Below are 14,488 nucleotides of genomic sequence, written 5' to 3'. Positions count from 1 at the left end.
CCGGCGCCTCGACGCAATGATCCCTGCCGTGCCGCAAAATCGGAAGAATGATTTTCTATCGTCTGCCGAAAGCGCCGCTTCGCACGACGGTTTCATTCCAGGATCCGGCTTGGGATCCGGCGAGGCTGGTCGCCGCCCAAATCAGCATCCCCGACCTTATTCTACAAGAATAGTAGACATTGCGATTTCTTAGATTTCCGTTCCCGCTGAGGCAACGCTGCGGCAAACGAAATTTTCCGCTGCGTGCTTTGGCGCAAAGCCCGCCCTCGTCGCGCCGCGCCTGAACGTGTTGAATGCGCCTCATGGTTGATCTCATTCGTGCAAAACCGAGGAAGCTGCGACCGACGCTGGCGAGACTTCCGCCGCTGACTTCGCTTCGCGCTTTTGTCGCAACCGCCCGCCACCTAAGCTTTACGCGGGCGGCCGAAGAACTCCATGTCACGCCCGCCGCCATCGGCCAGCAGATCCGCCTGCTTGAGGATCATCTCGGTCAACCGCTGTTTCAGCGAAACCGCGGCGAGCTTCTGCTGACCTCGGCCGGCCAGGCGCTGATGCCCGGTCTCACCGAGGCCTTCGACGTCGTTGTCGAATCGGTCGCACGCATTTCCGGCGACGAGGAGGACGCGCCGATCAAGGTGTCGGTCGCGCCCTCCTTCGCCAGCAAATGGTTGATCCCGCGTCTCGATGCGCTGCGCGATGCGGTACCCGGGCTCGAAGTGCTGGTCGATGCATCGATCAGGCTTGCCGATTTTGCCAGTGAAGACGTCGACTGCGTCATCCGCTACGGCTCGGGCGCCTATAGCGGCCTCGTCACCGAACGGCTTTTTTCGGAAGCGGTGCTGCCTGTCTGCAGTCCGGAATTTGCCCGCGCGCACGGCCTCTATCGGGGGCCGGAGGGCCTGCGTGAAGCGCCGATCCTGCATGAGGACGGACCGGAGCGCGATCCAAGCTGCCCGGACTGGAAGGGCTGGCTGAGGTCCAACGGCCTGTCCGGCCGCCTTGTCGAAGGCGGCATACGGCTTAGCCAGTCCTCGCTGGTGCTCGACGCGGCTGTGGCCGGCAAGGGCATCGGTCTCGGCAAATTCCGGCTGGCCGAGCCTGACCTTGCCGCAGGGCGGCTGGTCAGTCCGTTCGGCTCGCCGCAGCCGGTCGAGTTTTCCTATTATTTCGCGACGACACCGCACAAGGCGAAGCTGGCGACAGTCGAGCGCTTCCATGGCTGGCTGAAGGCCGAGGCGCGGAGGCTTGGCGCGCTCGACTTCACGCCGCCGGCGGCGCTGCCGGCGCGCATCGCCATCATCGCCGCCGAATAGCCCCGCCTCGGTCCCGCAGACAAACAGGGCTCGGCTATTTCAGCTTGAAGCCCAGCGCCTTGAGCGCATCGCCCAGGCGATCACGGCCTTTCAACGCTGCCGTGCTACCGATGCGGTTCGACATCAGCTCGGTCCAGTCGACCACAGGCATCGCCTGCTCCTGCTGGAATGAACGAAGCGTCTGGTTGTAGGCAGCAAGATCGCCCGGATCGAGGTCTGCCTGATATCGCTCGCGATGAAGCACCACAGTCTGTGGCAGTCTGGGCTTGATGTCAGTCGCAGACAGGAGATCGGGATAGACGACGGTCAGGCCGAACACCGCCACGGTTTCCGGCGGCAGACCGAGTTCGCGTGCCACCTCCTGCGGATGATTGCGCATGGCGCCGATGTAGCAGGAGCCGAGCCCGAGCGCATCGATCGCCACCACGGCATTCTGCGCGGCAAGTGCGGCGTCGATCACGGCCAGCAGAAAACTCTCCTGATAATCGAGCCCCTCGCCCTCCCGGCCGTTTGCCTCGGCAATGGCGCAGCCGCGACAGGTCGGCCAGCCAGACCAGCAGCAGTGGCGCCTGCTCGATATGGCGATTGATCGCCGCTAGTCCGGCAAGCCGCGCCTTGCGCGCCGGATTCTCGACGGCGACGACACTCCACGCCTGGAGATTGGACGAGGTCGGTGCCGACTGGGCGGCCGCGATGATCAGTTCGAGCGTCCCTTCGGGCAGAGGCCTGGCGAGATAGTTGCGGACCGAGCGATGCGTAAGGATCGCCTCGAGGGCTTCGTTCCAGTTTCCGGTGTGCGCATGTTGCGGCGCCCGATAACGCCGCCGTAGCGCCGCTTCACCACGCAGGTCGGCGTCTGACGGACGGGTGCTAAAGGCGGCCGGCTGTGACATCGTCTTCCCTATTTGGCGATCTGGCTTCCCTCGCCGGCCCTTGCCGGTTCAAGAAGCGCGGCTTAGGCCCCATTGCGCAATAGCGGAAGCAACTGATCGCCTTGCCGCTTGATCTCGGAAAGGTACGGCGTGTCCGAGAGCACGAAATGCGTGATGCCCAGATCCCGGTACCTGCCGAGCGAGCGGGCGACATCGGCGGCCGAGCCGACCAGCCAGGTGGTACCGGCACCGCCGCCGCCATATTTGCCCGGCGCAGTATAGAGGTTGTCGTCCAGCACCTCGCCACGCGCGTGCAGATCAAGCAGACGCTGCTGGCCCACCGCTACCGCCCGACCGTGATCGTTCCAGCCGGCGCCTTGGCCCTTGGCCATCTCCTCGACCTTCGCCTCGGCGTCCGCCCAGGCCTGGCCAGTGGTGTCGCGGACCAACGTGGTGACCCGCAACCCGAATTCCAGTGGCGGGAGGTCTCGGTCGAGTTCGCTGCTCAAGGCTTTGAGCCGCTCGATCCGCTCCCGGACGCCGTCGAGCGGCTCTCCCCAAAAGAGCTGGACATCCGCCTCGCTGGCCGACACAAGCTCGGCTGCCTCCGATGCGCCGCCGAAATAGAGCCTGGGATGGCGACGATCGCCACGCACAGGAATGCGGGGCATGACGGTAGACCCGGTGACCTGGAAGTGCTCGCCGGCAAAGGTCACGTTCTCTTCGGTCCAAAGTCTGCGGACCAGCCGCATGAACTCTCCGGTGCGGGCATAGCGATGGTTCTGCTCGCCTTCGCTGTCGCCATACGCAGCGAGGTTGTCCTTGCCCGACACTATGTTGATACGCACGCGCCCGGCGGTCAGCTGGTCGAGCGTAGCGACCGCGGATGCGAAGTGCGCCGGCTGCCAGTAGCCGGGGCGGATCGCGATGAGCGGTTCGAAGGAGGTGGTCCGCGCGGCGAGCGAGGCGGCGACGGTGAACGTGTCGGGCCGCCCCCAGCCGGTACCGATCAGCGCGCCCTTCCAACCGTGTTCCTCAAGCGCCTTCGCGTGGCTGGTCAGCGTCTCCAGGCTGTTGTGGTCCTCGACGGCCGGCTCGCCGCGATGACCGGGATCGACCTGGTTCGGGATGTACCAAAGAAACTCGGTATCAGCGCTCATTGTCGGGCCTGTATTTTTGTCGGGCATGGAGGTCAATGGCTGGACCTTCCGCTCAGCTGCATTTTGATGGTCATTCAAAAGGCTGCCCCTAGCAGCCCTGGCGCCTTGCGCGGCTGCGGTGCAAAGCGGCTTTCGGGCCTGATAAGGCCGAGGTGGTCGCGCAGCGTGCGCCCTTCATATTCGCTGCGGAACAGGCCCCGCCGGCGCAGGATCGGCACCACCGTGTCGACAAAGACCTCCAGTCCGGTCGGCAGGACGTCCGGCATCAGGTTGAAACCGTCGGCGGCGCCGGCGACAAACCATCTTTCGATATCGTCAGCGATCTGCTCGGGCGTGCCGACGATGGTGCGGTGGCCAGTGCTGCCGTTCAGCGCCCGGATCAGCTGGCGAACGGTGAAATCGTTGTTGCGGGCAAGCGCCAGCGTCGCGCGGAAAAACGTGTGGCCGCCATTGGCCGGCAGCGGGATGGCATCAGGCAACTTCTCATCGAGCTTCAGCCGCTCGCGGTCGATACCAAGCACGCCGGACAGCCGCGTCAGGCTATAGTCGAGCGGTATGCGGTCCCACAGTTCTTCTTGCCGCCGACCCGCTTCCGCCTCGGTGCTGCCGATGATGGTGGCCAGACCGGCGAGGTTGAGCGGCACGCCGCCGGTGCGGCCATAGGCGACGGCTCGCGCCTTCAGTTCCCGCGCATAGCCGAGCGCTTCCTCGAAAGACTGCGATGCGGAAAATACCGCTTCGGCGTGGCGGGCCGCGAGGTCCTTGCCGTCATCGGAACCGCCGGCCTGGACGACCACCGGATGCCCTTGCGGCGAGCGCGGCACATTGTGCGGCCCGTGCACCGAAAAATGTGCGCCCTTGTGCTCGATGGCGTGAACCTTGGCGGCATCGACGAAGCGCCCGCTGGCGACATCGCCTATGAAGGCATCGTCCTCCCAGCTGTCCCACAATGCCTTGACGATGTCGGTGAATTCCGCCGCGCGCTCGTAGCGCCGGCCATGATCGATGGCACCGGCGAGGCCAAAATTGCGGGCCGAGGCCGGGTCGGCCGTGGTCACGATATTCCAGCCGATACGCCCACCGCTGACATGGTCGAGCGTCGCGAACCGCCTGGCGATGTTATGCGGCTCGTTGAAGCTGGTTGAAGCGGTAGCGATCAGGCCGATGCGCTCGGTTGCGGCGGCTACCGTCGCCAGCACAATCGTCGGCTCCAGCGAGGTGATCGGACGATAGTCGATGCGGTCTGATATCGCCGCTTGGTCGGCAAGGAATACGGCGTCGAGTTTGGCGCGCTCGGCGATCTTCGCCACCTGAACATAGTGGTTGACGGTGAAGGCGGCATAGGGGTCGACGCCGTCCATCCGCCACGCCGCCGGTGAGAAGCCGGCATGCAGGATGTTGACGTTAAGATGGAGCTGCGGGCCGCTCATCGAAAGACGCCGGGCTCGGGATAAGCGCCGGTCAGATACCAGGTGCCGACGGTTCGGGTCTTGTATTCGGCTGGGTTGTGCAAGGTGTGAATGCGTGCGTTGCGCCAGAAGCGGTCGAAGCCGTATTTGCGCACCGCCGAGCGGGCGCCCATCACCTCGAAAATCTCGGTTGTGACTTCGAGCGCGACATCGCCCGCCAGCACATTGGCCGCCGCGACGGCAACCGCCGCTTCGCCGCGCTCCTGCTCGGTCAGCGCCTTGCCGCGCGCGATCGATTGATCGATCGCCGCCGCCGCGCGATCGGCCAGAACTGTCGCTGCCCGCGTCTTGATCCAGAGTTCGCCGTACTGCCGCTTTATCCACGGATCGTCGATATGGCGCTCGACGCCGGAATACATCCACGGCCGCGAACTGTTGAGCGTGTAGTCTCGCGCTGCCAGGAGCGCGCCCTGAGCAGTACCGACGAAGACATTGAGCAGCACGCTTTGCTGCTGCAGCGGGCCGATGGTGCGGATCGGCAGCGACGCGTCGACCCAACCGCGCACCAGCTCGCTGTCGTGGATCCTGACATCCTTGTAAGCGACCTTGCCGCTGCCGGTCTGCGTCTGGCCGATGCCGTCCCAGTCATCGAGAATGGTGATGCCTTCACGGTCCGCGGGGATGGCCGCGAATTTCCTCTCGCCGCTGACCTCGTCTTCCCACGAGGTCGAGAGATAGTCGGCGACATGCGAGCCGGAGGCGAACGGCTTGAAGCCGTTGACGATCGTCCACTCGCCATCCTTGCGGCCGAACAGCGTTTTGGAAAAACTGTTGCCCGTATTGCCCCACAACCAGTCGCCGGCCGCCGAGCGCCGCAAAAGGTCGGCCGAACGCGGTTCTTCCGCATTGAGCCTAGCGGCGATCAATGCGCTGAAATGGTAGCCATAGATATGGCCGATCGAGCCGTCGACCTTGGCGAACTCGCGACCGATCTTCAGCGCCGTCGAATAGGGTTCACCGGCGCCGCCGAATTCCTTGGGAATGACGATGGTAAGCAGGCCGCTTTCCTTGAGCAGGCGGATCTGTTCGGTAGGCCTGCCGCCAAGCTGGTCGCGCTCGACCGCGTCACGGGCAAAGATGTCGCGCAGCTCGACCGCCTTGGCGATCCACGGATTGGAGATATCGGGATCGAAGGTCATCGTGTCACTCATGTAGATGCGGGAAGCCGTGGCGCTCGGCAAGCAGCGCAAGAATGCGCCTGGTGTCGTCGGCGAAGACCTTGCCTTTGGCCGTCGGCAGGCCGGCGGGCGGATCGCTGCCGATGATCAGCACCGGCAGCGACTGGTGCCGTTCGCCGAGCGCGTCGATCACCTTGCCCCTCGGCCTCGCGAACGGGACGCGCTCGACGTCCAGTCTGGCCGCGAGATCGGGAAAAGCAGCGAGCAGTCCTTCAACCTGATTGCAATAGGGACAGACGAATGTCCGGCGTGGATGTTTCGCGTCGGAGAAACCCGGCTGAATGAGAAAGAGCGTATCGCGCGCCATTGACGGCCTATTCCGCGGCTGCTGCGGCATGCCGCGAAAAACGGTTTGCCGGCCGCTTCAGGCCGAGATTGTCGCGCAAGGTGCTGCCCTCATACTCCTGGCGGAACAGGCCGCGGCGACGAAGTTCCGGCACCACCAGCTCGATGAAATCCTTCAAGCCGCCGGGCATGATCGGCGCCATGATGTTGAAGCCGTCGGCGCCGTAGTTCTGGAACCTCTCTTCCATGGTGTCGGCGATCTGTTGCGGCGTGCCGACCACCTGCCAGTGGCCGCGGGCGCCGGCGATGCGCAGATAGAGCTGCCGGATCGTCAGATTCTCGCGCCGCGCCAGGTCGATCACCAGCGCCTGCCGGCTCTTGCCGGCATTCGTCTCCGGCAGGTCCGGCACCGGCCCATCGAGCGGGTATGAGCTGAGATCGAAGCCGCCAGCCAGCGCCGACACCAGGCCGAGGCCGACTTCCGGCTGGATCAGGTCCTGCAGCTGTTCGAACTTCTCCTGCGCCTCGGCTTCGGTGCGGCCGACGACCGGGAAGATGCCGGGCAGGATTTTCAGATCGTCTTCGGAACGGCCGTATTTGCCGAGCCTGCCCTTGACGTCGGCATAGAACGCTATGGCTTCGTCGAGCGTGATCTGCGCGGCGAAAATCGCTTCCGCCGTGCGTGCCGCTAGCTCCTTGCCGGGGCCGGACGCCCCGGCCTGGACGACGACGGGATGGCCTTGCGGCGTTCGCGGCGTGTTCAGCGGACCGCGCACCTTGAAGTGCTGGCCCTTGTGGTTCAGCACGTGAAGCTTGTCCTTGTCGAAATAGCGTCCGCTCGCCCTGTCGCGCGGGAAGGCGTCATCCTCCCAGCTGTCCCACAGGCCGAGCACAACATCGGCGAATTCTTCGGCGCGGTCGTAGCGGTCGCCATGCTGGATATGCGTGTCGTGGCCGAAATTGAATGCCGCGTCCGGATCGGAAGAGGTGACCAGATTCCAGCCTGCGCGCCCGCCACTCAAGTGATCGAGCGAAGCGAACTGGCGGGCCAGATTGTAGGGATCGGAATAGCTGGTCGAAGCCGTGGCGATGAGGCCGATGTTCCTGGTCACCGCCGACAGCGCCGACAGCAGCGTGATCGGCTCGAACGGATACACGCCGCTATGCGCCTTGCGGCTGGCAGCCTCGAGATTGCTCAGCCGCGCCGCCACGCCGTCGGCAAAGAAGATCGCATCGAATTTGGCCGCTTCCGCCAGCCGGGCAAGTTCGACGTAGTCGCCGAGGCTGGTCCCTTCGCCTGCCGCTGGATGGCGCCAGGCCGCCACATGGTGGCCGGTGAAGAGAAGAAACGCTCCGAGCTTCAGCTTGTCCTTGCGCCTGGCCATGTCTTTCGCCTCCTCAGCGATACAATCCGCCGACCGGGAATTCTCCGGTAAGCAACCAGGTGCCGATGGTGCGCTTCTTGTATTCGGCCGGATTGTGCAGCGTATGCGTGCGCACATTGCGCCAGAACCTGTCGTAGCCGTTGGCCTTGGTGGCCGAGCGAGCGCCCATCACCTCGAAAACCTCGCTCGACGCATCGAGGCCGATTTGCCCGGCGTAGACATTGGCGGTCGCGAGATCGATCGCCGTCTGCCCGCGCTGCTCCAGGGTCAAGGCCTCGCCCTGGCCGTAAGCGGCGTCGAGGCTTCGCGCCGCGATATCAGCGAGTTCGGCCGCGGCAAGCGTGCGGATATAGAGATCGCCATATTTGCGCTGCACGAACGGATCGTCGGTATGGTTCTCATAGCCGGAATAGACCCAGGGGCGTGATTGCGAGACCGTATAGTCGCGTCCCTCGCTCAGCGCTCCCTGCGCACTACCGACGAACAAATTGAGCAGGACCGCCTGCTGGAAGAGTGACGTCAGCGTCTGGAACGGTGTCAGCGGCACAGCGGGCGTGCCGATCAGTTCGTCGTCGCCGACATGCACGTCCTTGAACGTGACCTTGCCGCTGCCGGTCTGCCGCTGGCCGACGCCATCCCAGTCATCTTCGATGACGATGCCTTCACGATCAGCCGGGATCGCTGCCGCCAGCCGGTCCTGGCCGTCTTCCCAGGCGACCTGGATGTAGTCGGCGATGTGAGAACCGGAGGAGAACGGCCTGAAGCCGCTGAGGATCCAGCCCTTGCCTGTGCGCTTGGCCGTAGACGTCTTCGACATGGCGTTGCCGGAATTGCCCCAGACCCAGTTCTCGCGGGCCGAGCGCGTCAGCAGTTGGTCTTTTTGCGCCTCCGTACCGCGAAACAAAACGCCGTTGAGCGGCAGATGATGATAGCCGTAGAGGTGGGCGAGCGAGCCGTCGGTGCGGGCAAATTCGCGCACGACGCGAAGCACAGACAGCCACGATGCGCCCTTGCCGCCATAGCGCTTGGGAATCTGCGCCGACGGCAGGCCACTTTTCTTCAGCAGGCGGATTTGCTCGACGGGCCGTCCACCGGCCTTGTCGCGCGCCACCGCATCCCGATCGAAGATATCGCGCAGTTCGACCGCCGTGGCGACGAACGGGTCGGAAAGGTCAGGGCTGAAGGTCATCTGCAATACCCATGAAAAGCGTCTATTCCGCCGCGATGGTCTGTGCCGGCCGCCAGACGGCGGAGGCATAGGCCTCTTCGCCGAATTCGGCCGGATGGCTGCCGGTAATGCGGATCTCATGGCTGTCGAGATCAGCGAGAAAGAGATCGCGGCTGATGCGCGCGACAACGGCCGGCACATCGCGCCGGATCGACGGCACGTCGCCGATCGGCAGGCCAAAACTGACGAAGCCGCCTGGATTGAAGACATGGATATTCCTCAGGAAAGGCGCCTCGCCCGGCGCCTTCTCGAGGAATTCGTGGCCGAGGCCGAGATAGGGATGGGCGCCGAAAAATTCATCGGTCTCGCCTTCCGGTGGCACGTACTGGTCGCGCCACAGCCGGATGAAGGCGGCGAAATCGGTAAATTCAGGTTTGCGCGTTGGGTCGGCGAAATAGCCGGTGCCAGCGATGACGAAGTCGAAGGAAAATGTCTCACCCGCGATATCGGTGACGACCTTGCCGCCTTCGACATCCGCATTTGTCCAGGGGGCTCCGAGATGCAGATGGAAATTCTTGTGCTGCACCACCCGTGCCACGGCATCGGGCGGTGGCGTGGAACCGGCATCGCGAAACCGAAGTGCCTGGCGCCAGCGCACCGCATCCGGCAAGCGCGGATAATTGTCATAGGCGCCGGGATAGCCGCGAACGCGGTTGATCGGCACGCTGGCGATGCTGTTGCGGCGGGCGAAGAGACGCACCGATTTCGCGCCGGCCTCAAGGGCGGCTCCGGCCGCATCGAATGCCGAAGCCGCCGATCCGACGACAGCGATCGCCTTGTCCTTGAGGGAGGCGAAGTCGATTGCCGCCGAGCTATGCGCAACGAAGCCAGGAGGCAGGGTGGCGAGCACATCCGGTATCACCGCACCGCCGCTGCCGCCAAAGCCATTGGCCAGGATGATCTTGCGCGCCGTTTCGACCGATGGCCTGCCGCCGGCTTCGAGGTGGAGGCGAAAATGCCCATCAGCCGGCTCGATGCGAAGGAGACGCGTGCCGTAACGAATGCCGATGCCGAGAAAGTCGCGATACCATTTCAGGTAGTTCGCCCAATCCGTCCGTACGATGCGGTCGAAACCGGCATAGGCTTCCGCACCGTGGCGGGCTTCGTACCAGGACTGAAAGCTCAAGCCCGGCAAGCCGAGTTCCGGCCCCGGCAAGCCCTTTGGCGTTCGCAGCCGGTTCATCCGTGCATGAGTAAGCCAGATGCCGGCCTTGCTTTCATCCGGTGCCGCGTCGACGACAGTAACCTTGCCGATGCCGGCACGCCTCAACGCGAAGGCAAAGGTCGCCCCCGTCTGCCCACCGCCAACGATGAAGACATTGTGGTCGACGCCCTCCCGGTCCGGCACCCAGTTTTGCGGATCGGGGCCGATCAGTCGAAGTGTTTCGCGGGCGTCGTGATCTGGATCGGACGGTAAGGCCATTTCGGTCCCGGCTGAGTTTGAGCGTCGTGCCAAACTCCGCCTCGGTCGACAAACAGTCCAGAAATGTCTGCTTTGATTGGCAGGTAGTTTTTTTCACTTGCATTGCGACGCGCTTTCACAGCCGACCGAATGGGCGGTGCCTATGGTCTCCCCGAAACCGGATAGCTGCATTAGCACTCGCGCTCTATTGAATCGCGTTCGATCGCCACAACGTGACCTTGAGCGTCCCAAAACGCACCTGACTTCATCCGCTTAGTCCTGCCTTCCCGGTTCGACAGAACTCGGTGATCAGCGAGCGGCTAAAGGCTTTATTTCCACTCGGCCTTCTCCTCGGACCGCACGATCAACAGCAAACGTACTGCGGCGCAAATTTCCCGTACCGCCTCTGATGGTTTTGCGGGCGAGCAGTGGAGGTGCTACAAAATAGATTTATCAATGTGTTGATGTCGAACACCGGCAAACCGGAAATTCGTGCAATGAAGGAACTGAACGGACACATATTGGTGCATTCGAGGACGATGGTGCCGGCGTCCGGGCACTCCTCCAGAAACGCATGCGTCATCGCCTCCATCTCGGCACGCAACACATCAAAAGCCGACTCCGTCCGGTTGCCGATATAGACGCTCGGAAAAACCGCGTCAGCCTTCATGCCCTGGACATGGACATTGACTTCCGCGGCCGACCATCCGGCGCCGTTGAAGTGATGGTCGTTCATGTGCTGCTCCCTTTCGGTGAAGATGCCGACCTTTCTGGATGGCCCGATCAACCGGCTGACGAGCGGCACCTGGAGGAGGCTCGACGTAAACACGGGAATGCCAACGGCGGCGGTCAATTCCCTCTGAAAGGGTGCAAGGAACCCACAACTTGTCGTAATCGCCCGGACGCCTTCGGCCTCGAGTTCCCGCGCGGCTTCGATGAATGGTTCTATCAGTTCGGGCTGCGGGCGATCTCCCATAATCCTTACCGGCAAGGCTCCCTTCACTGTCTTGAAGCGCACTGGAAACGGATAGGACTCCGCATTGCCGATGTCTCCAACCGGCCTTGGGAAGCGCGTGTCGAGCATCAGGACGCCGATCACCTCGCCGTAGTTGGTGAATCCACCCTTCAGCATCATGTCGGTTTCCTCGAATCCTGAGATTCCACCTCTCGACGCACCCGAAGCAAGAGGCGCTCAATGTCCCAACCCGAGCGGGCATGGATATACAATATTGAGCACCTATCCTGGCCGCTTTTTTATAAGAACGGGTGGCGCCTCGGGCGCCGCGCGGACCTAACAGAAAACAGACAAGCGCAGCATCCTTATTTGGATCGACTTGCCGGTCCAAATCTAAAAAAACACTCATCAATATGAAAGAGACATACGGTCCATAAAATGCCGCCCACCAGCCGATCGCGGAAAATAGTCATTATTGGCGCGGGTATTGTCGGCATTTCCATTGCTTATTTCCTGGCTCGCGAGGGCATTTCCGCGACGATCATCGACGCCGAGGGTCCGTCGGCGGGCGCAACCGGTGCTTCTGATGGCGCTGTCTCGGTTGCCAGCAAGCAACCGGGGCTGATGATGTCTCTGGCCCAGAAGGCGCGGGCTCTCTACGAGCAGATGGCCTCCGAAGGAACCCTGGCCAGGCAGTACAAATCGCGACCGACCTTCCTTATCGGGCGGACGCCTGAAGAGATCGATATTCTGGATGAACATGCACGGGATCTGGAATCCGTCGGCGAGCAGATCACAATCCTGGACAGGTCGCGTCTGCGCTCCCTGGTATCGGGTGTTGGCGAAGGCGCATTCGGCGGTGTCATGGTGTCCAGGGACGGACACGCGCTCGGCTATCAGGTCACCGAACGGCTTCTGGCATTGAGTGGCGCAAAACCCAACCGCAACCTCGCCGTCACGGGCGTTCTACTTTCCGACTCGAGAGCTACCGGCGTGGCGACGGCGGCCGGCAACATCGAGGCGGATGTGGTGATCGTCGCCGCCGGCCTCGGTTCAGCCAGTCTTGCAAGGCTTGGAAATGCGCTCTTTCCCCGAAAGGGGCAGCTCGTCATCACGGACCGAGGGGACCTTGGTCAATCGGCACTTGCCGGTCATCTCATGACGGCCGGCTACATCGCTGCCAAACGTAGCGCCGCCAAACCGGCACCGTCACCCATAGGCCTGGTTATCGATCCGCTCGTCACCGGCCAGTACCTGATCGGCGGCACGCGCGAAGACAACAGGCGCGACCGCGGCACGGATGCGGCAACGATCGCGGCCATACTCAGGGAAGCCGTGGCGCTTTATCCAAGCCTTCGCGCACGGCGCGTCATCCGAACGTTTTCGGGCGTTCGCACGGCATCGCGAGACGGCCTACCGATCATCGGCTTTCACCCTGCGATCCAAAACCTTCTCATCGCCACCGGATTCGAGGGCGACGGAATTTGCCTCGGGCCGATGACCGGAAAGATCATTGCCAATCTTGTACGCGGCCTGCCTGCCGGCACTGACATTTCCGCCCTTGCTCCCGGCAGGTTGCTTGCCCAAGCGAGCGCGGCATGACCCAGACCTTCATGTGGCGCGGAGAACGCATCGCCTACATCAGCGGTGAGACAGTCGCTTCCTCCCTGTTGCGGGCCGGGCACCTCAATCTTGGCCCAGCCTCCGAAACGACGCAGGCGCGCTATTTTTGCGGCATAGGCGCCTGCCAGGGTTGCCTTGTCTCCTGTGAGGGGGCGGCCCCTTTCGAGGCCTGCCTCACCCTTGCCCGCGACGGCATGGTGCTTTTTCCTGTCATCGCCGCTTCGACAGGCGGTCGCCATGACTGATGCGCCGGTGGTTGTGATCGGTGGCGGACCAGCGGGGGTGTCCGCCGCGGTAACCCTTGGCGAACGCGGCCACCGCGTGTTGCTGGTCGAACAACGCGCGGGCCTGGGCGGCGCAATTCACCGCCAGCCGGCCAATCGGGAAATCGGGCACGCGCTTCACCGCCGGCACCACCAACGTGTCTGGAAGAGGCTGACGGCTAGGCTGGCCGCCGTGACCAACCAAGTCACAGTGCGGCATTCGACCGTCTACATCGGCAGCGACGACAGCGGCCTTGTCCTGCTCGAGGATCGCGTTGCCGGCCGGGTGTTTTTCGTCAGGCCGCTTGCCCTGCTTCTCGCTGTCGGGGCGATCGAAACTGTTCACCCCTTCGAAGGATGGGATCTTCCCGGCGTCACTTCGGCCGGCGGCGCTCAGATGATCCTGAAGGAAACGGGATCTTTCATGCAGGGCCGGACCCTTGTTGCAGGCACCGGCCCGCTCCCTTTCGCGGTGTCGGCGCAACTGTCGTCGATCGGTCAGCCGCCTGTTGCCCTGCTCGAACGCGGCGATCCATGGCGATTTCCGCTGGTGGGCTTTCGATTGCTGTGCATGCCCAGGGTTGCGTCCGAGATGCTGGCCTACGGATTGAGGCTCCTGACGAGCCGGGTCGAATACATCACCGGTTCAGCCGTGGAACAAGTGACAAGACAGGTTGGCGGGCTGTCTGTCAGGGTCATCGACGAACGCGGTGCACGCAGCAGCTTCCTGGTCGATAATCTGATCGTCAGTGATGGCCTGCGCGCCAACGATGTCGGCCTTCCGCCAGCCAGGGAAGATGCATCCGGTCCGATCCTGAGGGCCGGAGACTGCCGCGGGGTCCTGGGCGCGGATGCCGCGGTGGCGGACGGCGAATTTGCAGCGCGCAAAGTCGCCGCGCTGCTGGCCGGAGATCCCATGCCGGTCGAAAATAGTAGCGTGATAGGCAAGGCGCGTTACCTGCAGGCCTTGTTGCGGAACCTCACCTCGGAACACTCCCCCGAGCCTACTGAACAAACGATTTTCTGCCGTTGCGAAGGTCGCACGAAAGCGGATCTGGCTTTTCTGGGCGCCGATCGATCGCCTTCCGAAACCCGACTGCTTGGCAGGTTCGGAATGGGAGCATGCCAAGGCCGGTTTTGCGGCGCGAGCGTATCCAATGCGGTCGGAATCGCGCCGGAACGTCTGAGCAGCCGGCCCGAAACCTATCCGCGTTGGCCCATACGCCCGGTGTCATTGGCCGCGCTAAGCCAGCTAGACGAAATTTCGGAAGCGACATCTTGGAAATGAACACGCCTGCAATCAAACAGTCGACAGCATCCATCGCTGTTCACAATCCCTATTCGGGAAATCTGGT

Annotated in this window: 12 protein-coding genes and 1 pseudogene; 4 read left to right on the top strand and 9 right to left on the bottom strand. The window is 63.2% G+C overall.

The window, feature by feature from the left end; genetic code table 11:
- The first annotated feature begins 302 nt into the window (after positions 1 to 302).
- A complete protein-coding gene (gene gcvA / locus NKI19_RS01390) occupies positions 303 to 1,313 on the top strand; it encodes a transcriptional regulator GcvA (RefSeq protein WP_352565048.1) in 1,011 nt (336 codons plus the stop codon).
- 34 nt (positions 1,314 to 1,347) lie between these two features.
- On the opposite strand, the pseudogene NKI19_RS32800 reads toward gcvA, so the two are convergent.
- From NKI19_RS32800 to NKI19_RS01340, 9 genes and pseudogenes are all read right to left on the bottom strand, one after another.
- A pseudogene (locus NKI19_RS32800) lies at positions 1,348 to 2,206 on the bottom strand (NADPH-dependent oxidoreductase).
- Between the two features lie 62 nt (positions 2,207 to 2,268).
- A complete protein-coding gene (locus NKI19_RS01375) occupies positions 2,269 to 3,345 on the bottom strand; it encodes an LLM class flavin-dependent oxidoreductase (protein WP_352565045.1) in 1,077 nt (358 codons plus the stop codon).
- 74 nt (positions 3,346 to 3,419) lie between these two features.
- Complete coding sequence (locus NKI19_RS01370; RefSeq protein ID WP_352565044.1) at positions 3,420 to 4,775, bottom strand: LLM class flavin-dependent oxidoreductase; 1,356 nt, start codon at positions 4,773 to 4,775, stop codon at positions 3,420 to 3,422.
- Complete coding sequence (locus NKI19_RS01365; protein ID WP_352565043.1) at positions 4,772 to 5,953, bottom strand: acyl-CoA dehydrogenase family protein; 1,182 nt, start codon at positions 5,951 to 5,953, stop codon at positions 4,772 to 4,774. Before NKI19_RS01365 ends, NKI19_RS01370 begins: the two co-directional genes overlap by 4 nt.
- Before the next feature lie 4 nt (positions 5,954 to 5,957).
- The gene (locus NKI19_RS01360) at positions 5,958 to 6,299 is read right to left on the bottom strand and encodes a DUF3088 domain-containing protein (RefSeq protein WP_352565041.1); all 342 of its coding nucleotides are present in this window, start codon (positions 6,297 to 6,299) and stop codon (positions 5,958 to 5,960) included.
- A gap of 7 nt (positions 6,300 to 6,306) precedes the next feature.
- On the bottom strand, positions 6,307 to 7,662 hold the full coding sequence (locus NKI19_RS01355) for an LLM class flavin-dependent oxidoreductase (protein ID WP_352565039.1): 1,356 nt from the start codon (positions 7,660 to 7,662) through the stop codon (positions 6,307 to 6,309).
- A gap of 13 nt (positions 7,663 to 7,675) precedes the next feature.
- The gene (locus tag NKI19_RS01350) at positions 7,676 to 8,851 is read right to left on the bottom strand and encodes an acyl-CoA dehydrogenase family protein (protein ID WP_352565037.1); all 1,176 of its coding nucleotides are present in this window, start codon (positions 8,849 to 8,851) and stop codon (positions 7,676 to 7,678) included.
- A gap of 22 nt (positions 8,852 to 8,873) precedes the next feature.
- Entirely contained in the window at positions 8,874 to 10,313 is a 1,440-nt protein-coding gene (locus tag NKI19_RS01345) for an NAD(P)-binding domain-containing protein (RefSeq protein WP_352565035.1), read from the bottom strand.
- A gap of 343 nt (positions 10,314 to 10,656) precedes the next feature.
- Positions 10,657 to 11,427, bottom strand: a complete 771-nt coding sequence (locus NKI19_RS01340) for an aspartate/glutamate racemase family protein (RefSeq protein WP_352565033.1) — start codon at positions 11,425 to 11,427, stop codon at positions 10,657 to 10,659.
- A 258-nt stretch (positions 11,428 to 11,685) separates the two neighbouring features.
- On the opposite strand from NKI19_RS01340, the gene NKI19_RS01335 reads away from it, so the two are divergent.
- The 3 genes from NKI19_RS01335 to NKI19_RS01325 are packed head-to-tail and all read left to right on the top strand — an operon-like array spanning position 11,686 to position 14,421.
- Positions 11,686 to 12,849: an NAD(P)/FAD-dependent oxidoreductase gene (locus NKI19_RS01335; protein WP_352845666.1), complete on the top strand. Its 1,164-nt coding sequence runs from the start codon at positions 11,686 to 11,688 to the stop codon at positions 12,847 to 12,849.
- Positions 12,846 to 13,115: a 2Fe-2S iron-sulfur cluster-binding protein gene (locus tag NKI19_RS01330; protein ID WP_352565029.1), complete on the top strand. Its 270-nt coding sequence runs from the start codon at positions 12,846 to 12,848 to the stop codon at positions 13,113 to 13,115. Before NKI19_RS01335 ends, NKI19_RS01330 begins: the two co-directional genes overlap by 4 nt.
- Positions 13,108 to 14,421 (top strand): FAD-dependent oxidoreductase, encoded by a 1,314-nt coding sequence (locus NKI19_RS01325; RefSeq protein WP_352565027.1) that lies wholly within the window; start codon positions 13,108 to 13,110, stop codon positions 14,419 to 14,421. Before NKI19_RS01330 ends, NKI19_RS01325 begins: the two co-directional genes overlap by 8 nt.
- Positions 14,422 to 14,488: the final 67 nt, after the last annotated feature.

The organism is Mesorhizobium sp. M0751 (assembly GCF_040320265.1).
Classification (GTDB): Bacteria; Pseudomonadota; Alphaproteobacteria; order Rhizobiales; family Rhizobiaceae; genus Mesorhizobium.
The sequence above is the reverse complement of the archived record's forward strand: the minus strand, read 5'-3'. Positions and strand labels throughout refer to the sequence as shown.

Excerpts from the sequence above, each read along its gene's own strand:
- NKI19_RS01365 (WP_352565043.1), bottom strand. The coding sequence starts at position 5,953 with ATGACCTTCGATCCCGATATCTCCAATCCGTGGATCGCCAAGGCGGTC.
- NKI19_RS01350 (WP_352565037.1), bottom strand. The coding sequence starts at position 8,851 with ATGACCTTCAGCCCTGACCTTTCCGACCCGTTCGTCGCCACGGCGGTC.
- NKI19_RS01340 (WP_352565033.1), bottom strand. The coding sequence starts at position 11,427 with ATGATGCTGAAGGGTGGATTCACCAACTACGGCGAGGTGATCGGCGTC.
- gcvA (WP_352565048.1), top strand. The coding sequence starts at position 303 with ATGGTTGATCTCATTCGTGCAAAACCGAGGAAGCTGCGACCGACGCTG.
- NKI19_RS01370 (WP_352565044.1), bottom strand. The coding sequence starts at position 4,775 with ATGAGCGGCCCGCAGCTCCATCTTAACGTCAACATCCTGCATGCCGGC.
- NKI19_RS01355 (WP_352565039.1), bottom strand. The coding sequence starts at position 7,662 with ATGGCCAGGCGCAAGGACAAGCTGAAGCTCGGAGCGTTTCTTCTCTTC.
- NKI19_RS01345 (WP_352565035.1), bottom strand. The coding sequence starts at position 10,313 with ATGGCCTTACCGTCCGATCCAGATCACGACGCCCGCGAAACACTTCGA.
- NKI19_RS01325 (WP_352565027.1), top strand. The coding sequence starts at position 13,108 with ATGACTGATGCGCCGGTGGTTGTGATCGGTGGCGGACCAGCGGGGGTG.
- NKI19_RS01330 (WP_352565029.1), top strand. The coding sequence starts at position 12,846 with ATGACCCAGACCTTCATGTGGCGCGGAGAACGCATCGCCTACATCAGC.
- NKI19_RS01375 (WP_352565045.1), bottom strand. The coding sequence starts at position 3,345 with ATGAGCGCTGATACCGAGTTTCTTTGGTACATCCCGAACCAGGTCGAT.
- NKI19_RS01335 (WP_352845666.1), top strand. The coding sequence starts at position 11,686 with ATGCCGCCCACCAGCCGATCGCGGAAAATAGTCATTATTGGCGCGGGT.
- NKI19_RS01360 (WP_352565041.1), bottom strand. The coding sequence starts at position 6,299 with ATGGCGCGCGATACGCTCTTTCTCATTCAGCCGGGTTTCTCCGACGCG.